Annotated in this window: 17 protein-coding genes and 1 pseudogene; 3 read left to right on the forward strand and 15 right to left on the reverse strand. The window is 64.6% G+C overall.

Annotation, left to right across the window (positions count from 1 at the left end; translation table 11 throughout):
• Nucleotides 1-4: 4 nt before the first annotated feature.
• The 7 genes from C7450_RS00590 to C7450_RS00620 all read right to left on the reverse strand — a co-directional run bounded on the left by C7450_RS00590 (nucleotide 5) and on the right by C7450_RS00620 (nucleotide 5,884).
• Nucleotides 5-487, reverse strand: coding sequence for a (2Fe-2S)-binding protein (locus C7450_RS00590; protein WP_110372456.1), 483 nt, complete (start codon nucleotides 485-487; stop codon nucleotides 5-7).
• 45 nt (nucleotides 488-532) lie between these two features.
• Complete coding sequence (locus tag C7450_RS00595) at nucleotides 533-1,348, reverse strand: FAD binding domain-containing protein (protein WP_110372457.1); 816 nt, start codon at nucleotides 1,346-1,348, stop codon at nucleotides 533-535.
• Between the two features lie 10 nt (nucleotides 1,349-1,358).
• Nucleotides 1,359-1,802, reverse strand: coding sequence for an SRPBCC family protein (locus tag C7450_RS00600; RefSeq protein ID WP_110372458.1), 444 nt, complete (start codon nucleotides 1,800-1,802; stop codon nucleotides 1,359-1,361).
• 207 nt (nucleotides 1,803-2,009) lie between these two features.
• Nucleotides 2,010-2,822 carry a helix-turn-helix transcriptional regulator gene (locus C7450_RS00605; RefSeq protein ID WP_110372459.1) on the reverse strand — a complete coding sequence of 271 codons (813 nt, stop codon included), beginning with the start codon at nucleotides 2,820-2,822 and terminating at the stop codon, nucleotides 2,010-2,012.
• 121 nt (nucleotides 2,823-2,943) lie between these two features.
• Nucleotides 2,944-3,921, reverse strand: a complete 978-nt coding sequence (locus C7450_RS00610; RefSeq protein ID WP_110372460.1) for an alpha/beta hydrolase — start codon at nucleotides 3,919-3,921, stop codon at nucleotides 2,944-2,946.
• Nucleotides 3,918-4,805: an alpha/beta fold hydrolase gene (locus C7450_RS00615; RefSeq protein ID WP_110373183.1), complete on the reverse strand. Its 888-nt coding sequence runs from the start codon at nucleotides 4,803-4,805 to the stop codon at nucleotides 3,918-3,920. The genes C7450_RS00610 and C7450_RS00615 overlap by 4 nt, the downstream gene beginning before the upstream one ends.
• Nucleotides 4,806-4,828: 23 nt before the next feature.
• A complete protein-coding gene (locus tag C7450_RS00620) occupies nucleotides 4,829-5,884 on the reverse strand; it encodes a sugar phosphate isomerase/epimerase family protein (RefSeq protein ID WP_110372461.1) in 1,056 nt (351 codons plus the stop codon).
• A 94-nt stretch (nucleotides 5,885-5,978) separates the two neighbouring features.
• On the opposite strand from C7450_RS00620, the gene C7450_RS00625 reads away from it, so the two are divergent.
• Nucleotides 5,979-6,602 (forward strand): TetR/AcrR family transcriptional regulator, encoded by a 624-nt coding sequence (locus C7450_RS00625; protein ID WP_110372462.1) that lies wholly within the window; start codon nucleotides 5,979-5,981, stop codon nucleotides 6,600-6,602.
• 271 nt (nucleotides 6,603-6,873) lie between these two features.
• Here the strand turns inward: C7450_RS00625 and C7450_RS00630 are convergent, their stop codons facing one another.
• The 5 genes and pseudogenes from C7450_RS00630 to C7450_RS00650 all read right to left on the reverse strand — a co-directional run bounded on the left by C7450_RS00630 (nucleotide 6,874) and on the right by C7450_RS00650 (nucleotide 13,983).
• Nucleotides 6,874-7,143: a hypothetical protein gene (locus C7450_RS00630; RefSeq protein WP_110372463.1), complete on the reverse strand. Its 270-nt coding sequence runs from the start codon at nucleotides 7,141-7,143 to the stop codon at nucleotides 6,874-6,876.
• Nucleotides 7,144-7,383: 240 nt separating this feature from the next.
• A pseudogene (locus tag C7450_RS34400) lies at nucleotides 7,384-7,527 on the reverse strand (helix-turn-helix domain-containing protein); the annotation flags it as partial.
• A 140-nt stretch (nucleotides 7,528-7,667) separates the two neighbouring features.
• Complete coding sequence (locus tag C7450_RS00640; protein ID WP_110372464.1) at nucleotides 7,668-8,891, reverse strand: iron-containing alcohol dehydrogenase; 1,224 nt, start codon at nucleotides 8,889-8,891, stop codon at nucleotides 7,668-7,670.
• 542 nt (nucleotides 8,892-9,433) lie between these two features.
• Nucleotides 9,434-11,602 carry a hydantoinase B/oxoprolinase family protein gene (locus C7450_RS00645; RefSeq protein WP_110372465.1) on the reverse strand — a complete coding sequence of 723 codons (2,169 nt, stop codon included), beginning with the start codon at nucleotides 11,600-11,602 and terminating at the stop codon, nucleotides 9,434-9,436.
• 293 nt (nucleotides 11,603-11,895) lie between these two features.
• The gene (locus C7450_RS00650; RefSeq protein WP_110372466.1) at nucleotides 11,896-13,983 is read right to left on the reverse strand and encodes a hydantoinase/oxoprolinase family protein; all 2,088 of its coding nucleotides are present in this window, start codon (nucleotides 13,981-13,983) and stop codon (nucleotides 11,896-11,898) included.
• Between the two features lie 183 nt (nucleotides 13,984-14,166).
• Here C7450_RS00650 and C7450_RS00655 point away from each other — a divergent pair, with 183 nt between their 5' ends.
• Nucleotides 14,167-14,379, forward strand: a complete 213-nt coding sequence (locus C7450_RS00655) for a hypothetical protein (protein ID WP_110372467.1) — start codon at nucleotides 14,167-14,169, stop codon at nucleotides 14,377-14,379.
• Nucleotides 14,380-14,573: 194 nt separating this feature from the next.
• Here the strand turns inward: C7450_RS00655 and C7450_RS00660 are convergent, their stop codons facing one another.
• The 3 genes from C7450_RS00660 to C7450_RS00670 form a co-directional block, all read right to left on the reverse strand.
• Nucleotides 14,574-16,037, reverse strand: a complete 1,464-nt coding sequence (locus C7450_RS00660) for an aldehyde dehydrogenase (RefSeq protein WP_110373185.1) — start codon at nucleotides 16,035-16,037, stop codon at nucleotides 14,574-14,576.
• A 143-nt stretch (nucleotides 16,038-16,180) separates the two neighbouring features.
• Nucleotides 16,181-17,047, reverse strand: coding sequence for a hydroxymethylglutaryl-CoA lyase (locus tag C7450_RS00665; RefSeq protein ID WP_110372468.1), 867 nt, complete (start codon nucleotides 17,045-17,047; stop codon nucleotides 16,181-16,183).
• On the reverse strand, nucleotides 17,044-18,255 hold the full coding sequence (locus C7450_RS00670; protein ID WP_210206331.1) for a CaiB/BaiF CoA transferase family protein: 1,212 nt from the start codon (nucleotides 18,253-18,255) through the stop codon (nucleotides 17,044-17,046). The genes C7450_RS00665 and C7450_RS00670 overlap by 4 nt, the downstream gene beginning before the upstream one ends.
• A gap of 310 nt (nucleotides 18,256-18,565) precedes the next feature.
• On the opposite strand from C7450_RS00670, the gene C7450_RS00675 reads away from it, so the two are divergent.
• Entirely contained in the window at nucleotides 18,566-19,261 is a 696-nt protein-coding gene (locus C7450_RS00675; protein ID WP_170146980.1) for a helix-turn-helix domain-containing protein, read from the forward strand.
• Nucleotides 19,262-19,316 lie beyond the last annotated feature (55 nt).

The raw sequence follows: 19,316 nt of genomic DNA on the forward strand, positions 1-19,316 counted from the left end.
CTCCTCAGGCCTTGTTGGTGGAATTGGCCCGCGCGGCGGCAAGCACCGCGCCGATGATCGGCTCGTAGCCCGTGCAGCGGCAGACGTTGCCGGAGATCGCCTCGATGACGTCCTCGCGGCTGGGTGCGGGGTTTCGGTCGAGCAGCGCCTTGGACGCCACGATCATTCCGCCGGTGCAGAAGCCGCACTGGGTGGCGAAGCCGTCGGCAAATGCGATCTGCAGCGGGTGCAGCACGCCGTCCTTCGCAAGGCCGCCCGCCGTCTCGATGGTGCAACCCTCGCAAGTCTCCGCGAGCGTCAGGCAGGCGAGCCGGATCTCGCCGTCGACCAGCACCGAGCAGGCGCCGCACGTCCCCTGGAGGCAACCCCCTTTCGGGGAGAAGTCGGCGAGCTTCTCGCGCAGAACATCCAGGAGCGTGGTTCCGCTCTCGACGAACTCCGCCTTCTCGCTGCCGTTCAATAAAAAACGAATGGCGACTTTTGCCACCTTGGTTCTCCCTCTCACTGTTTTTGGTGCCGGCATATCCGGCAATCAGGCGTCCGCCAGCAACAGCCGTCCGAGATGTACCGGCAGGACTGCGCCGCGATACCAGCCGCTCGCCACCGCATCGGTGATCGGCGTGGTGCCTTCAAGGGCCAACGCGAGGGCGGGCGCGATGCCTTCGGGCGTCTGGGCGCGGCCGATGAGGGCCGTCTCCGCCGCTCTCGCCCGCATCGGGCGATCTGCCAGACACCCCAGGGCGATGCGGGCGAACGAGATGAGCCCACCCCGCGTATCCAGGACGGCGGCGATGGTCACCACCGACAGCCCCTTGGGCCGGACACGGCTCGCCTTTATGAAGCGGAACGTGCCGTTGGCCGGCACCGCGAAGCTGACGGCAGTGACAATGGCCTTGGCGAAGGCCGTGCCGCGCTTCGCCAGGAAGTCCTCGACCGGCACGTCGCGTTCGCCCGAACGGCCGCCCAGGTGAACCACGGCATCGAGCGCCAGCAGTGCGACGGCGAAGTCACCATAGGGCGCGCGGGCGTAGAGATTTCCCCCGACGGTCGCCGCATTGCGGATGGCCGGGCCGCCGATCAGCCGTGCCGCGGTGCCGAGGAAATCGAGCCCGGGGTGCCGGAGGATCTCGCCCATGGTGACGCCGGCACCGATCCTTACCCTGCCGGGACAGACCTCGATGGCTCTCAAAGCGGGATCGGCGAGACGGACGTAGTGAGTGAGCGCGACGTCGCCTTCGTTGGCCCGGCGCACGAGCAAGGAGCCGCCGCCGAGATAGGCCGCGCCAGGGGCAGCCAGGGCCGCAGCGGCGGCGGCGATGTCTGTGAAGGTCTCGAGTGTCACGCTCATGCCGGCCCCCTCACGCGCCGCGCGAGAAACGCTGCTTCAGGGCGTTGAACCCGCCCTGGAACACGTTCTCGCCCATGGCGGCGGCGATCTTCTCCGCCTCGCCGGACGGTGCGTCGAACGTCGCCGACCATTCCACGAAGGTGCGCTCGCCGTCGGTCACTCGCGCGAGCCTCAGTGTGGCCACATGGTTGGAGATCGGCTGCGGCGTCTCCTCGATAGCGTAGCGGATGGAATGGTCGTGGTCGGACAGCGCTAGCAGCCGCTCGCGCAGCACCGCGCCGTTCACCAGCGTGAGCCGGCGCACGCATCCCACCCGATCGGCGACGGGGCCCGCCTCGATCACACTTTCGACCATACGCGGATGCCAGCCCGGCAACCCGTCGAAGTCGCGGATGACCTCCCACACCGCGTCGATCGGCGCCTCTATGATGCTTGAAACCGTCACGCTCGCCATGTCCCGTCGCCTTTTTCCTTTTTGCCTGCATAGAAAGACATAGGATCGGGGGGATTGCTTATCCGCCAGTCTCGAAATCGTATCGGACGGTCCGAATAAGCAGGAGACGGGGCGGTGCCGGCAGCACATGCGCGAGGCGCCGCCGCGGAAACGACAGCGCCTCGAGGCTATGGGCAATCCGCCTACGGATGCGATCAGAAGCGACCTCTATTGCTGGTGCTGGCTGGCCGAACGATAGGCCGTGGGGGTCACGCCAACATGGTCCCGGAAGAAGCGGGAAAAATTGCTCTGCTGGGTGAAGCCCACCTGATACGCGATGGAGGTGAGTGGCTCTCCCGATTGCAGCAGGCGAACGCTTTCCTCGACACGCAAGGTGTTGAGATAGATATTCGGCGTCAGCTTCGTCTGGGATTTGAAAACCGCGAAGAAATGCGGGCGGGACATGCCCACGGACCGCGCCACGTCGTCGAAGGACGGCCGCGCACCCACGGCATGCTTCATCATCGCGATCGCCTTGCGAATGCGGAAATCACACACCCGTCCGTCGAAGGCCCTGGCCGCCGACACGGCTTGGCCGGGCCGGCACAGGCTGTCCGCAAATCGCTCTATCTCATAGGCGGACAAGTCCCCCGGGTCCTCGCCGCCTTCGAGGAGCAGACGCATGCGCGCGGCGGTCGCCCGTTGCTCACCGCTCAACGGGAGATGCGGGTCGTCGAATGCGAATGCTCCTTCCGGCCTGTGCGCGCGCAGCCAGTCGAGGTCCAGGTAGAAAACCAGGAACAGCCCCGGCTCGCCCGCGGGCGGAAAGGCATGGCTGTGGGGCTCCAAGGGGTTGATCGCAATCGCCATTTCCGGACCGACGCAGGCGCTGCGACCGCCGACCGTCATCAGCCCGGGCTCTCCGCCGAGCCAGATGATGACATGCGCCTCACTGTGGGCGTGGGTCACGAAATCGCGTCTCACACGGATCAGCGACATCCGTCCGAACGTACCGCGGAGCACCTTGATGGGCTCTCTCATGCCTCTCCTCCCGGCTAACCTTTGTGTCGGATCCTTCTTTTTTTGGCCGCGACCCCAGCGTCACTCTCACTGACGCCGCGCCGGCCGGTGCCGTCAAGCGGGGCCGCGCCGGCCCGAGCCCTCAAATACCCGCAGCCGCGTGATTTTCCGACGCCACGATAACGGGCGGCGGCTGGAGGCCGGTGCGGATGGCCTCGCCCGCGCGGACAAAAAGACCGCCCGCGGCCGGCGCCACGCCGGCCATGTGGATGCAGCCATGCACCATGCCTTCAAGGAGGATGAGGCGCGTCGGGACGCCGCTCTCTGCGAGCTTGCGTGCATAGGCCTCGCCCTCGCTGCGCAGCGGATCGTATTCGTTGACCATGACGGTCGACGGCGGCAGGTTCGACAGGTCCGCCCGGAGCGGCGCGGCATAGACGGGAGGCGAGGCGAGCCCTTCTCCCAGATAGGCCTCCCAGCAAAAGCGCATCGTCTCGCGCGTGAGGTAGTATCCGTCGCCGAAGGCCTCGTAGGAGGCCGTTCCGAGATCCGTGTCCACCGGCGGATAGATGAGAAGCTGATGGGCGATGGACGGCCCACGGCGGTCCCGCGCCAGCAAGGCGGCCCCGGCGGCGAGGTTGGCGCCGGCGCTGTCGCCGGCGACCGCGATGCGGCCGGCGTCGATCCCCAGCGCTTCGGCGTGATCGGCAACCCAGACGAGGGCGCGATAGAAATCCTCCAGCGGGGCCGGGTAGGGATGCTCCGGCGCCAGCCGGTAGTCGACCGAGAAGACGACGCAGCCGGTGGCGTTCGCGAGCGCGCGGCAAGGGGTATCGTAAGTCTCGAGCGAGACCAGACACCAGCCGCCCGCATGGGCGAAGACCAGGGCCGGCAGAGCCTGCCCGCGCGCCGATCCGGCCGGCCAATAGGCCCGGATTGGCACTGCAGCATTGCTCGCAGGATCGTCGGCCGCAAGATCCTCGATCCGGTCGACGGCTTCGGGCGCCCCCTGCAACGTGAGGAGCACCCGGTCAGTCTCGGCCCGGATCGCCTCGAGCGACGCGGGCTCGGGAGCGGGCAGGCGCGCCAGGAAGGCGGCGATATCGGCGTCGAGCGTCATCGGGCGGCCCCCTCCAGGAAGAAGGGGACGACCTGCGCGTTGAATTCCTCGGGCGTCTCTTCCATCACGAAATGGCCGCAGTCGGGGATGATCTCGCCCCTGAGGTCGGCAGCGTGGGGACGCAGCGTGGCGAGCGGCGCGTCGACGGTGGCGAACTCGGTGCCGATGGCCAGCACCGGCAGGGCGAGGGGCCGTTCCGCCCGCTTCAGGTTCTGCCGGATGGTCTCGGGAATGGCGCGGTAGTAGGCGAAGCCGGCACGGATGCCCCCGGGCGTCCCGTAGGCCTCGGCATAGACATCGGCCGCCACCCGGTCGCGCCGGTGGGACCATTTGTCGAACATGAAGCTGAGATATTCCTTCTCCCGGCCCGCCGTCAGGAATTCCGGCAGGTCCAGCACCTGGTTGAACATGAAGTGCCAGAGAAAGATGTTGTCGGCGGGTGGCACGAAAATCTGCGGCGCGGGAGCGAGTCCGGGAATGACGGCCTCGGTCAGCGCGATCCGCTCAACAGCCTCCGGAAAGTCGATCGCCAGCGCATAGCCGACCCACATGCCCACATCATGGCCGGCGACGGCGTAGTGCGCGTGACCAAGCTGCAGCATCGCCTGGTGCAGGATTCGGGCGGCCGAGCCGGTGTCATATCCGGCATCGGGCCGGGCTGAATACCCGGTGCCGACCGGATCGACGGCGATCGCCTCGAACCCGTTCTGCGCCAGCGCCGCCATGGTATGGCGCCAGGCGTACCAGGTCTGCGGCCAGCCGGGAATAAGCAGGATGGGCCGGCCGCTGCCGAGGATAGCGCAGTGGATCTTCTGCCCGTCCACGCGCAGGTAGCGGTGGACGAGGCCATCGGCCAGGGCGTCGTTGGCGTTGAAGCGTGTCATGGTTTCTTCCCTGAGAAGGGGCATCAAGCGATGCCGAGGATCGTTCTTGTCTCCGCCGGGCTCAGCGGGGTTCCTGCAAAATCGTCGAACACCTTGTCCGTCACGCGGATAATGTGATCGGTGATGAAGGCCGCCCCCTCGCGGGCGCCGTCCTCCTGGTCCTTGAGGCAGCATTCCCATTCGAGCGTCGCCCATCCCTCGAACCCGTACTGGGCGAATTTCGAGAAGATGGAGCGGAAATCGACCTGCCCGTCGCCGAGGGAGCGGAAGCGACCGGCACGGTCGATCCAGGACCGGTAGCCGCCGTACATGCCCTGGCGGCCGGTCGGGTTGAACTCCGCGTCCTTGACGTGGAACATGCCGATCCGGTCGTGATAAATGTCTATGAAGTCGAGATATTTGAGCTGCTGCAGGACGAAGTGGCTGGGATCGTAGAGGAGACGGCAGCGCGGGTGCCCGCCGACCCGGTCGAGCAGCACCTCGAAGCTGGTGCCGTCGTGCAGATCCTCGCTCGGGTGGAGCTCGAAGCACAGATCGACGCCGGCCTCGTCGCAGGCGTCGAGAACGGGTCGCCAGCGCCGCGCCAATTCGTCGAAGGCCGCCTCCACCAGCCCCTCCGGGCGCTGGGGAAAGGGAAAGACATAGGGCCACAGAAACGAGCCCGAGAAGGTGCCCATGCTGGTCAGTCCGAGCCGGCGCGAGGCCCTGGCGGCCAGCTTGATCCGCTCCAGCGCCCATTCGCTGCGCGCCGCGGCATTGCCCCTCAGCGCCTCCGGTGTGAAGGCGTCGCACATGACATCATAGGCCGGGTGCACGGCGACGAGCTGGCCGAAGATATGCGTCGTCAGCTCACTGACGACGAGCCCGTGCCCGGCGAGCACGCCGGAAATTTCATCGCAATAGGTCTGGCTTTCGGCTGCGGTGCGAACGTCGAAGAGGCGCTCGTCCCATGCCGGAATCTGGACCGCCCTGAAGCCCAGGCGGCTGGCCCACGCCGCGATGGTCTCAAGCTGGTCGAAGGGCGGCTGGGCGCCGCTGAACTGCGCTAAGTGGATACTCGGACCTTTGACGGTTTTCATCGGCTCACCATTCTTTGTCGATCAATCAACAATGCGAGCTTGCCCGCCCATGTCAAGCGTATTATTTGTCAATCGTTCTGGAATGGAGACGGGCATGGCGGGACGGCCGAGAGAATTCGACAGGGGGGTTGCCCTCGAGCGCGCTCGCGACCTTTTTTGGGTGCGGGGCTATGAGGGAACCTCCATGTCCGATCTCGTCGCCGCGCTCGGGATTGCGTCCGCACGGATCTATGCGGCTTTCGGCTCCAAGGAGGCGCTATTCCGCGAAGCCATTGCCCATTACGAGGCCGAGGAGGGAGGCTTCGCCGACCAGGCTCTCGGCGGTACGAAGGACGTGCGCACTGCCATCGAGGACATGTTTCGGAAGGCCATCAAGCTCTACACCGTGAAGCAGAGAGGGTGCATGGTCGTTTCGGCGGCGACCAACTGCGCGCCGGAGAACGCGGCGTTGGGTGCCTGGCTTGCAGATCATCGAAGAGCCCGGACGCAATCACTCATTGACCGGTTGCGGCAGGCGAAGCAGGCGGGTGAGCTTCCGGCGAGCTTCGACGAAGTGGCCATCGGCGATTGCTGCGCCACGCTGCTTCATGGCCTTTCGGTGCAGGCGCGCGACGGGGTCAGCCGACGGCGGCTCGACGCGATGGTGAGTGTCTTCCTTCACGCGTTCGACGCCATGGCGGAAGGGAACGCGGAGCCGCCATCTCCAGGTAGGCGGTGACTTCGCGGGATACGCTCAATACGGACTAAAGTCGTGCTGCATTGCCCTGATGATTGGCGTCGACCTCCAAGGATGCGGAGATTGCGCCGTAGCCCGGCTGCTGGCGGGCAGCAACACTCACGGCCGGCCGGATCACCCAGGATGCGAGCGGTCAGGCCGGAAGAGAGCTTTGTCATCGGGCGCCGACGGCTGCGACGGCGCCCGGCTTTCCGGGTGGCGGCGACGAGCGGACGACGCTGCTTGCATATTAGCCGCCGCCACTCGGGGCGCGTCAGAACTTCGCCGTCATGCCGGTCGCCGCGGCGTTCATCTTACGGCTGTTCGTGCTCACGCCGTGCAGCGTGCAGACATAGGGCGCCGAATCCGCCGGATTGCCGTATTGGTTCTGCCAGTAGCGGTAGGCGACCCACACATCCAGCGCATGAGAGCGCACCTCTCCGAACATGGCCTTGCCCGCGTGGAAGATCATTCGGACCGGCTCCGCATTGACTTCGACCTGATACCCCTTGGATCCGGTGACATAGCCGGCAGCCCATTCCACGGACCCTTGGGGCCGTAGATGTCCGCCCGGCCGCTGATCGAAAAATACCTCACGGACTCCGGTGTTTCTCGTTCTTCCTGATTTCAGCGATGGCGCGATGGTTCACCGAGCGCGTTGGACCTGTGAAGTATGCAAGAATGTCTTGGTCATTCGGCCAATCTGCTCGCGCTGCCGGGCGTGCTCGATTGGTCGATGGGCGTCTACAATCCCCGTGTCGACATCACCAAGGACACCACCACCCTCTATGCCTCTGACGCGCCGGCTGACGGCCGATTCCTGGACACCCAGAGCATCCGCAGCCTTCCGAAAGCTCCCGCACTCAGCGGCAGCGACGAAATACCTGAGATGCCGCAATTCGAAACGAATGTTTGCTCGCCGTGTCACAACTCCAATCCGCTGCCCAAATATTGGTAGCTGCGCTCGCGATCAACAGGCACCGTTCGATGTGCACATATTGGTCGCTTCGAACGCCAATGCAGCGCGTTTCCAGGCGGCACGATCCGAAATCGAAGCATCTTGGTTTTTCATATCGGATCGGCGAGGCAGACGCGGAAGATGCTCTCGGCTTGGCGAACCGTCATACGTCTGGGCGCAAAGCTCTCGATCACGGTGCCGTCCCCAATCTCCGCCTCGCGTAGGCGGGCGAGCCCTTCGGAACCGGCGTAGAGGCCAGGGACCGCCCGTTCGGCCATCTCGCGGAGGCGGTCGTGGGGAACTTGAGCTTCGGTCCAGGACAGGGGAAAGCCAATATCGATGTAAAGTTCTCTGAGCGCACGAACACTTGCCTGAATTGCTGCAGCCAGAGAGGCATCGCCCGGCAACCGGACGCCAAGCGCCTCCGCGACCCGTATCGCCTTGTCGGGAAGCACTGTCAGGTTGAATGCCAGCACATGAGGCATGAGGACGCCGACGCCGAGCGTGTGGGGAAGATCCAGGAGGCTTTCCAGGGGCAGTGACAGGGTATGGGCATGCCCGAGGCGAGCATTGCCGCAGGCCATGTTGGCCATCGATGCCGCGACGATTGCTGCCGTTCGGGCGGCTTCTTCGGAAACGGCGCAGACGGAGGAGCGAAGGCCGCCGGCGAGCTGGCGGATGGCCTCCAGCGCCAGGCCGTCGGTGATCGGAGACGAGGCGCCGCTCGTGAAGGCTTCGAGCGCATGCGTCAGAGCATCGACGCCCGTCGCCGCTGCCACCGACGGCGGAAGCGACGCGAGCACGGCGGGATCGAGGATCGCGACGTTGGGAAAACTGAGCGGCCCGCCGCAAACGAGCTTGTCGTGGTGGTCATCGTCCTTCACCACCGTCCATTGGGACACCTCCGAGCCCGATCCCGCCGTCGTCGGAACCATGATCATCGGCAGCGGCCTGTTCTTGAAGTTGGCGACGCCGCTGCACGCGCGCAGCGACGTTCCATTGGTGGCCACGATAGCGATGCCCTTGCCCGCACACATGACGGACCCGCCGCCGATGCTGATGACGCCGTCGATGTTCTCGCGGCGCACCCGCTCGCCTTGCGCGTCGATCTGACGGACACGCGCATCCACCTCGCAGTCCTCAAAGCGCAGGAGGTTCAGTCCGCTGGCTTCGAGCAGCGACAGGGCATCGGCATAATAGACTTGCCGGGAGATGATCGGGTCCGACACCACGAGGACGCGCGTCATGCCGAGCTCGCCGGCCGCACGGCCGAGGACTTGCAGCGCGCCGGCGCCGGAAACCACTTTCGTGGGCATGAAGAAGACGGAGGTCATGGACGAGTTCCTCGAATTGGGGGCACCGCGGCAGGCACGGTGGCAGAGGTCCGGCGCATCAGCGGGGGCCTAGGGTCAGGACCCATTCATCTGGTTGAAATGGTGTGAGGCCATTTGGCCGGATACAAGAAGCGGAGGTGAAGGAAGCCTTTCGGCTTTCGAGCCCTCCGCGACGCAGTTGCCGGCCAAATGGACCACATCCGAAGGACGCCGAAACGGCTGCGACCTGCGGCGTCGAGCCACTCGGCCGATGGAACCCCATCGACCTTCGCGTCTCTCCAGGAATCTCTTTTCGGCATCTCTTTGCCGTTTCAGGCGCCATTTCCATCAGATTAATGGGTCCTGACCCTAGTGGAGCGAATTTGACATGTGAGTCCCGCCTGACATGAGGCTCCAGATCAAATGTCAAATTCAAAAGCTCCACTAAACCATCAACTTGCTAGTGGTTCTCTTGACTTCGACATTGGCTCCAAGGCCCGTATCAGACGGATGCAAATGTCGACGACGAACCACTGGCCTCGCCGATGCACCGGATCGTTCACTCAGTGGGTTTTCACGACGACCTGCGCATCGAGCGCAGTGCCGCAGCCGGGGCAGAAGTCCTCCCGCAGCATCACCAAGGGCTCGATATGCCTCGGGCGGACACGGACGTGCAGCTCCGCGAGGCGCTCTGAAGCCGGAGCCTCACGGGTGTGACAGTGATCGTGCCAATCACCTCCGACCCCCAGCTCGGTTCCGCAATGGAGGCAGACGTAGGCGCCGTCTCGAAGGGCCACACCCTTCGAGACCGGTTCCGCGCCGGCCGGCAGCTCGACCTCGCTTGCGGCATCCCGGACCGGCCTGCCGATGCGCTGCCGACGCAGCTCCGCTCTCCGCCCGGCGGTCGCCTCCAGGTCGGCGACCTGGCCACCTTCCGCGAGCGCCACGCCGTACACGTCATAGGCGGCCGGTTCGGCAATGTAGCCGGACCGCAGGTCGCGTACCACGAGGGCCGGATCGCGCAGCAGGGGATCGCCATAACCGCCGCCGCCGGCAATGCGCTGCCAGAAGATGTCGCCGGCACGGATCGGGATGCCCTGGGCGCTCAGTTCGAGCAGCTCCTTCTTTTCGAACGCGATGTCTTCGAGGTGGCTGATGCCCCCGGCGCGCAGGGCCTGCATGATGTTGGTGTTGCGCAGAATCTGATGCTCGCTTCCGCCGCCGGGATAGCCGCCGCCGTATCCTTCCGCGGGTACCTGGGCGGTCGGCGCGAAAACCGTCTGGTGCGCATCCCGGCAATCGTGAAGGGTCCAGGCGAAATCGAGCCCGAGGCCGCCGCGCTGGGCGCCCGGACCGCCGGTCTGGTAGTCGAGCCGGCGCCACAGATAGAGCACCGGGTACATCAGTTCGTTCATCTCGACGTCCGGCAGCGTATGGCTCACCTGGCAGGTCATGCCGGAACAATCGAGCCCGTCGAGACGGGGCTGGGCGCCCGCGCCGTGGGCGCCTCCGTCCATGTTGAACAGCACGAAGAACGGTCCCTTCTCGCGTTCGCCGGCAGTGATGCCGCCAGTCCAGGAGTCCGGCCAGATGCCCTGCGTGCGTTCACGCAGCACCGGATCGTCGCTGCGCGACAGGACCATATTCATCAGCTTGACCACAAGGCGGACGACCCGCATGCCGGTTTCAATGTGGCCGTTGCTGATGGGCGATGGCGAGGTCGGATTCACGATCGTGTTCAACGGCGCCTTGATGGTGATGGGGCTGAAGACGCCGTGATTGAGGGGGGTGTCCCACGCAAGGATCGGGCTCAGCGCCGTCGCCACGGCGCCGACCGTGCTGCCCCAGGACGAGTTGACGAAGCCATCCGTCTGCGGGCTCGTTCCCGCGAAGTCCAGCGTCAGCCGGTCGCCGGCGATCGTCATCGCGCAGTGAATGCGATAGAGATCGTCCACGTGGCCGTTGTGCTCCTGCCATTCGTCCGCCTCGTAGACCCCATCCGGCAGGCTGCGGATGCGGCTGCGGACCACATCTTCGGCCATGTCGAAGCCACGCTGCATGTAGCGGTCGAATTCATTCAGGCCAAATTCGTCCAGCGTCGCGCAGAGCCGCGCGGCGCCCACGTTGTTGGCCGCGACCAAACTGCGAATGTCGTTCCACAGTAGGACTGGAAGACGCACGTTGTTTGTAATCATCAGTCGCACGGAATCGACCGGGATGCCCCGCTCGAACACCTTCACGCCCGGCGGCATGCGCAGCGCCTCGGAGAAGCAGTCGTAAGCCGCGGGCGCGAACCCGCCAGGACCCATCCCGCCGACATCCATCAGGTGGGCCTGCGACTGGGCGAAGGCGACCGGCTTGCCCTCATAGAAGATCGGCGACACCACCGTCACATCTGGCGGATGCGTCGCGCCCGACGTATGCGGATCGTTGCTGATGTAGGCATCGCCCGGGTACATCTGCGAAAGAGGAACGGCTTCGAGCAGCTTCTTCACTGCCACGCTGGCGGATCCGATATGAAGCTGGATATAGTCGGAATACGCGCACAGGCGCCCGGTGACGTCGAAAAGCGCGGTGTTGAAATCGCCCGCTTCGGTAATGACCGGCGAGCCCGCCGTGCGCATCATCGCGATGCCCATTTCCGAAACGATGGTTTCGAGACGCATCCTCACAACTTCAACGGTGATCGGGTCGAAGTATTCGGCTTCCTGTTTGGTGGCCAGATTGTGCATCTGAGATCTCCCTGGGTTCTGGAATTAGAGCATATCCGGTGAACTCCGGTTCCCCGGATATGCTCAAGGTCTTTGTTTTTACGCATTTTCTTCACGCGAACCGGTTCCCACTTCGCTCGAAAATGCTCTAGTGGAATGAATTTGACATTCGGTACCCGCTCGACGTCGACCTCGAGACCGAATGTCAAACTCGGAAATTCCACTAGAATCATAAACATCCTAGTGGTTCTCCTGTTTCCAACATTTGCCCTCGGGGCCGATACAAGTGGGATGCAAATGTTGGAAACGAACCACTAGTGTTGCGCCGCGCTGCCGGACGACGAAGCAAGATCGATGACGTAGTTCGCGGAGTTGTCCCTGTGCACGGTGGCGCGCTCCGGCACGTAGATCGTCGTATCGGGCTCCTCGATGATGAGCGGCCCGTTTTCCATCTGGTCGATCGCGAGGCCGCGGAAGACCTGCACCTCGAAGGAGCCGCCGGTCATCGGGTCGGTGACGCGTCGGGTGCTCCACGGCTCTGTCTTCGCCAGTCCGTCGACTCCGGTGCGCACGGTCGCATTCGGAATCTCGAAGCGCCCGATGCCCTTGAGACGGGAGTTTGTCACGAGAAGATCCGACTCGGTCCAGGCCGTGCCGACGCCGAACTCCGCTTCGTAGTCCTGGACGAACCGCTTGCGCACGTCCTCCTTCCTGTCATCGGAGAGGCGGACCGCGGGCATGCGAGTGGTCACGTCGAAGATCTGGCCGGCGAACTTCATGTCGGCTTCGCGGATGATCTCGCGGTCCGCCGTGGGAATGCCGTCTTCGTCGAACCAGGCCTGCACCAGCCCTTCCAGCCGCTCGAAGCCTTCCTCGAGCTTCTCGAGGTTCTGGGAGAACGAGAACGGGGTCGTCTGCACCACCGTGAACACCGAGTTCGAGTGCAGCAGCCCGTAAGCGGAGAACACCGAGGCCGTCACCGGGACAATGACGCGGGAGACATCACACTCCCGCGCGATCGCCGCCGCGAACAGGCCGCAGGCGCCGCCGAACGAGACCATGGTGAAATCGCGGGGATCGTGTCCCCGGTTGATAGTGATGGTGCGGATCGCGTTCGCCATCTGGTGGACGGTCAGGCGATGAATGCCGGCGGCCGACTGCTCATCGCTCAGACCGAGAGGGCCGGACAGCGTGGTCCTGATGGCTTCGACCGCCCTCGCCTTGTCGAGCTTGATCGCGCCGCCAAGGAAATAGTCCGGGTCGAGCAGTCCAAGCACGACCGAAGCATCGGTAACGGTCGGGCGTGAGCCGCCCCGGCCGTAGCATGCGGGCCCCGGCTCCGATCCGGCGCTGTGCGGGCCGACCCGCATCAGACCGCGGCTGTCGATCCACGCGATGCTTCCGCCGCCGGCGCCGATCGATGCAATGTCGACCGCCGTGAGCGTGGTGGGAAATTCGCCGAACTCGGCCCGTGGCAGAACACGATATTCACCGTCGAGGATCACGGCGGCGTCGAAACTGGTGCCCCCCATATCGGCGGTGATGAGCCGGTCGACCGACAGCGCCTGGCTGAGACGGCGGGCGCCCTCCGCGCCTCCGGCCGGACCGGAGTTGAACATCTTGATCGGCGCCTTGCTGGCCTCCTCCGCCGAGACGAACCCGCCGTCGACCTGCATGATCTTGACGCTGGTTCGCAGGCCCCGGTTGCGGAGCGCCTCGACCAGCTCCTTGAAGTGGGTGGCGACGATGGGCTTTACCGCCGCGTCGAGAACGGTTGTGACCATTCTCTCGTACTCGCGGTAGACCGGCGCGATCTCCGAAGAAAGCGTGAAGGGGATGTGGGGGAATTCCTTGCGGATCAGTTCTCCGACCTGCGCTTCATGATCCATATTCCGGAATGCCCAGAGGAAGCAGACCGCGAACGCCTTCACGCCGCTCGCAGCGAGCTGTTCCAGCTTGGCACGAACATCGTTCAGATCGAGCGGAACGATGACCTCGCCCTTGGCATCGATCCGCTCGCGGATCTCAACGATATCGGTGCGATCGACGATGTCGGAGCGCGGCCGGATCTGGTGGGCGTCGCGGGACGGGCCGCGGGACGATCGCGCGATGCGCAGCGTGTCGCGGAATCCGGCTGTCACCAGGAGGCCGACGCGGGCGAACTTCAGCTCGTCGACGGCATTGGTGACGATGGTGTTGCCAAGTACGAACTTGGACACGTCCTTGAAGAAGGCCGCTTCGTCCGTAGCGCCGACTTGATCCTGCACCACGCGCAGGGCATTGAGTATGCCGCTCGTCACGTCCTTGGTGGAATAGGCCTTGCCCCTGATGATCTCGCCGTCGATGGCGACGGCCGCATCGGTGAAGGTCCCCCCGACATCGACGCCAATCTGAATACTCATCGCGTTTCTCCCTGGTTTAAGTATTTCTGCAAATTGAGCTGGATATCCGCCCGTGCGTCTTGGCACGTTCCCGCTTAATTCCGGCTCGCCGGTAATGCTCTCAATCTTTGATTCCACGCTTTTCTTTACGCGAACCTGTCCACCTCGCTCGAAAAAGCCCTGGAACTCCTGCGTTAGGCGAACGTGGCCCGTGAAGTCATCAAGAAAGCCGCCGGACGTGTTGAAGCCGCGCCGGATAAGGCCGAGCACCTGGACCGTTGGAGCGACGAATGTCGAGAGCGCGAGCCGATCCTGGTCCCTTTCAGTGCGTTGCCGGTCGCGAGCTCTTCGAGATACTCGGTGCCACTCAAGTATTTCGAAAAGCCGATGGAGGCCTGCAAGTCCGCAAAGCTGTAGAACAGGCAGAACGGGGACTGTAACGTCGTATCCTGCGAAAGCGCCTGCGATCCGCTGCCCGCGCTATTGTCGTCGCCGCACCAGATCGCTCTCCCAGCTACCCCGGAAAGACATTAGTGCGTAAATCGCTGTCGCGCTCTGTTGGTCGGCCGCAACTTTACGTATTTTTCCTCTTTCAGTTTGATTATTAAATCCTATTGCATGGTAAATGGGTTGGAGATTGAAGATATTCCGTTCAGGAATACGCTTTTTGGCTCCAGATATTCCATGATCGCCGCAGAGCCGTTCTCCCGGCCGATTCCGGAGTGCTTGACGCCGCCGAACGGGGCGAGATAGCTGACGACCCGGTAGGCGTTGACCCAGACCGTCCCGGCCTGGAGGCGCTTGGGCAGTTCGAGTGCCCGCGCCAGGCTGGTGGTCCAGAAGCCCGCCGCGAGGCCGTAGTCGGTGTCGTTGGCCATCGCAACCGCTTCGTCGTCGGTCTCGAACGTCAGCACGCAAAGCACAGGTCCGAAGACCTCCTCGCGCGCGATGCGCATATCGTTCCGAACGTTGGTGAAGATGGTCGGCTCGACGAACCAGCCTCGCGCGCAGTCGCCAGTCGTGACGCGGTTGCCGCCTAGAATGCAGGTCGCACCTTCTGCCTTGGCGATCTCGATATAGCTCAGTACCTTTTCAAGCTGGGGCTCGGTTGCGACGGGGCCGACATCGGTATCCGGGCGATTGGGGTCGCCGATCCGGGCCTGCTTCATCCGCTCCACCAGCTTGCCGATGAAGGCATCGGCGATCGACCTGTGCAGCAGCACCCGCGATCCGGCCATGCATGTCTGGCCCGCAGCGGCGAAAATTCCCGAGATCACGCCCTTGACGGCGGCCTCGATGTCGGCATCGGCGAAGACGATGTGCGGGGATTTCCCCCCAAGTTCGAGGGACACACGCTTGAACTGGCGGGCGGCAGCCTCCGATATCTTGGCCCCCCCCAGGTCCGAGCCGGTGAAGGCGATGCGGCGCACCAGGGGATGCTCGACCACGGCCCGGCCGGCTTCGTCTCCGAAGCCCGTCACGACGTTGAGCACACCTGGCGGGAAGCCGGCCTCGTCAAACAGGCGGGCAAGCCCGAGCATCGAGGCAGTGGCGTGCTCGGAGGGCTTCACCACGATAGTGTTGCCGGCTGCCAGCGCCGGCGCGAGCTTCCATGCCGTGAGAAGGAGGGGGGAGTTCCACGGCGTTATTGCGCCGACCACGCCGACGGGCTCGTAAGCGACGTAGTGAAACATCCCCGCCTTATCGATCGGGGTGACATGGCCCTCGATCTTGTCGGCTAGGCCGCCATAGTATTGGAACCAGCGGGGCAGATACCGCATCTGGCCCAACATCTCGGTCATCAGCTTGCCGTTGTCGCGGACCTCGAGATCGGCGAGATGCGTGGCATTGGCCGCGATCAGATCGCCGAGCCGATGCAACAGCAGGCCGCGATCGCTGGCGATCATCTTGGACCATGGACCCGTGCGGAAAGCCTTGTCGGCAGCCTGAACGGCGCGGTCGACGTCGCTCGCATCCGCCCGCGGGAGGCGCGCCCACGCTTCGCCCGTGCAGGGGTTCTTCGATTCAAACCAGCGGCCGGCGCTGGAGCGGCACCATGCGCCGTTGATGAACATTTCGAGGGTCCGGAGGCCATCGTCCTCGTTCGCGTCATCGGCGGAGCCGGCGGAGGTGAGGAGGACCTTCTGTTTCGACCTGATATCCATCGTGAAATCCAATGCGATCGTGGTGCAACCGGCGGTGCGGCGGCGGGTGGGGTTCAGTGCGTGCGGCCCAGTTCCCGACGTATGAAGTCCCGGGCGCGACCGAGGGCGGAGAGGTCGATACCGGTGTCGAAGCCCAGCGCCGTCAGCCGGGCGACGAGTTTCTCCGTGGCAAGGTTTCCGGCCGCGCCGGGGGAATAGGGACACCCGCCAAGGCCGGCGATCGCGCTGTCCACCGTGGTGATCCCCTGCTCGATCGCCCGTTCGGTATTGTCCAGCGCGCGGCCCCCGGTGTCGTGGAAATGAACAGCGAGGCGCGCGGCCGGAACCCGCGCCAGCGCAGCAGAGATCATCGCCTCAGCGCGCTCGGGTGTGCCCTGTCCGGTTGTGTCGCACAGCGAAACCTCGTAGCAGCCGAGTTCGACCAGCCGGGCGGCAAGATCTGCGGCGGCGTCAGGAGCAACCCATCCCTCGTAGGGACAATGCACTGCGCATGAAACGTAGCCGCGGACGCGCGCGCCACCGGCCATCGCCGCGGCGATGACCTCGGCGAATCGCCCCATGGCGGTGGCCCGGTCGGCGTTCAGGTTCGCCCTCGAGAAACTTTCGGTCGCGGCGGCAAAGACCGCGACCGTTTCCGCCCCCGCGGCGCGCGCTGCCTCGAGCCCCTTGAGGTTGGGCACGAGAACCGGGAGCGCCACATCGCCATCCGGGTCGAGACCGGCGAGGACACGGTCCGTTCCCGCCATCTGGGGAACCCATCGCGGCGAAACGAAGCTTCCGGCCTCCACCGTCTTCAGGCCCGCGTCGATCAGGAGCCGGATCAGCGCGATCCGGGCTGCCACCGGAACGATGGACGCCTCATTCTGGAGCCCGTCCCTGGGGCCCACTTCGACCACGCGGATGGTGTGGGCGATGCTCATATGATGCCTCCTGCGTGGAGGTTTTCGATGTCCTCTTCGCCGTAGCCGAGGCGCCGGGCCAGGATTTCGCGCGTATGTTCTCCCAGCCGAGGCCCGGTCCACCGCACGGCACCGGGTGTGCGGCCGAGGCGGGGGAAGGTGCCCTGCATGGTCACGGGGCCGATGTCCGGATCGGCGACCTCGATGATCGCGCTGCGGTCGCGGAAATGCGTATGCCGGGCAACTTCAGCGGCGGTGTTCACCACGCCCGCAGGGATGCCATGGCGGTCCATCAGAGCCACGATGTCCGATTGAACGTGACCGGCGGTCCATTGTGCGACGATCGCATCGATCTCGGCTTGATGACGGCCTCGGTCGATGTGCGATGCGAACCGCGGGTCCTGCGCCAGGTCGGGACGCCCCATGGCCGTGCACAAGGATCGAAAAAGGCCATCCGCATTGGCGGCAATAATCACCGACGTCCCGTCAGCGGTGGGGTAGAGGTTGGACGGGGCAATGCCAGGAAGTGCCATGCCCGCGCGCTGGCGGATGGCGCCGCTGTCGGCGTACTCGGCGATGATGCTTTCCATCACCCCCAGCACGCTTTCGGTGATGGCAACGTCCACATCCTGTCCGAAACCGCCGATGCGATCCCGGACGGCGAGCGCCGCCAGGATGCCGATGGCCGCATAGAGGCCGGCAAGAGAATCTCCGATCGAGATTCCCACCCGGACCGGCGGCCGGTCGGGGAAGCCAGTCAGGGTTCTCAGGCCCGCCTCCGCCTCCGCTACGGCGGCAAAGCCCGCCTTGTTCCGCAGGGGCCCCGTTTGACCGAAGCCTGACACGCGGGCGACGATCAATCCGGGATTGTCCCGGCGGAGCATCTCGGGTGCGAGGCCCCAGTCCTCCAGCACTCCCGGGCGGAAGTTCTCGATGAGCACGTCGGCTGTCCGCACGAGGTCGCGGAAGACAGCCTGACCTTCGGACCGACGCAGGTCGAGCGTCAGGCTCTGCTTGTTCCGCGAAATGACGGACCACCAGAGCGACTGGCCATTCGAGGCCTTCACGGCGCCCCACTTGCGCATCGCATCGCCGGCGAGCGGCGGCTCGATCTTGATAACGTCAGCGCCGAGATCTCCGAGGATCTGGCCACAGAACGGTCCTGCGATGAATGAGCCGGCTTCGACCACCTTCAGGTGGGACAGTGCCCGGCCTTGCGCAGCCATCATGGAACGGCCTCCCGCCGCTTCGATTGTTGTCGGATGCTCGTCTGCCCGTTGGCAGTCACGGCGGCATCGCTTATGAAGGTTCTACTACAGGAGAATCTACTTTGGAAGAAAAATCTTCGATAGAAGAATTTTATAGAGATGCGCCCTCATGCCGGGCCTCGGTGGAAGGCTTGCGCCCAGCGGTATGGAATCAGGCGAGGCTATCCATTGCCGACGCGTCCATGGTACTGCCCTCCATCGTGAGTGGTCCGTGTCGCCCCCGGTGGCAGCTGACCCGGAACGCCCATCGCGCGAGGCTCCGATAGTCGCCATGGCCGAACGGACGAGGAAATTTCCCGCAAGACTTGACGCAACCCCCGGCTCAACATCTGCCGATGGCTCGGGACCGGCCGGCGCGGCCCTGGAGCAGCGCAGCGCTGATCTCGAAGGCAAGCACGAGAAGCATGCCGTCGCTGCCAGTCTCGGGGTCAGAGTCCGCAATCAACGCAAGCAGCTTGGCCTGACCCTCGACGAATTCGCGGCGCGGTCCGGTGTCAGCCGCGCGATGATCTCCAAGGTGGAGCGGTCGGAGAAATCACCGACGCTCTCGGTTCTCGTACGCCTTGCCGCAGGCCTGAACCTGACCCTTTCGTCCCTTCTCGGCTCTCAGCCGGACAAGTCGGAAGTCTCGATCATCCGGATGAAAGACCGCGTGATCTTCCGCGATCCGGAGAGCGGGTTCGAACGGCACGCGCTGTCGCAGATCGATGCGGACAACGGCGTCGAAATCCTGATGCACCGGATACCTGCCGGACAGTCCTCCGGCGTGCTTCCCGTCTACAGCATCCCCACGGAAAAGTACGTCATCGTCCAGGAAGGTGAGCTGGTCGTCCATCTCAATGACCAAGATCGTCTTCTGGGCCCGGGAGATACAATCCATTTCGAAATTACGACGCCGTACACATTTTCCAATCCGGGGAAAATGGATTGTACTTACTATGTCATGCTGGTGCGCAGGCCAAAGTAATACCGTAACAGGAGAGCGCCCGCGACGAGCGAAGACGAGGCGGGCGCCCGGCTTT

Source organism: Chelatococcus asaccharovorans (genome assembly GCF_003201475.1).
In the GTDB taxonomy this organism is placed as follows: Bacteria; Pseudomonadota; Alphaproteobacteria; order Rhizobiales; family Beijerinckiaceae; genus Chelatococcus; species Chelatococcus asaccharovorans.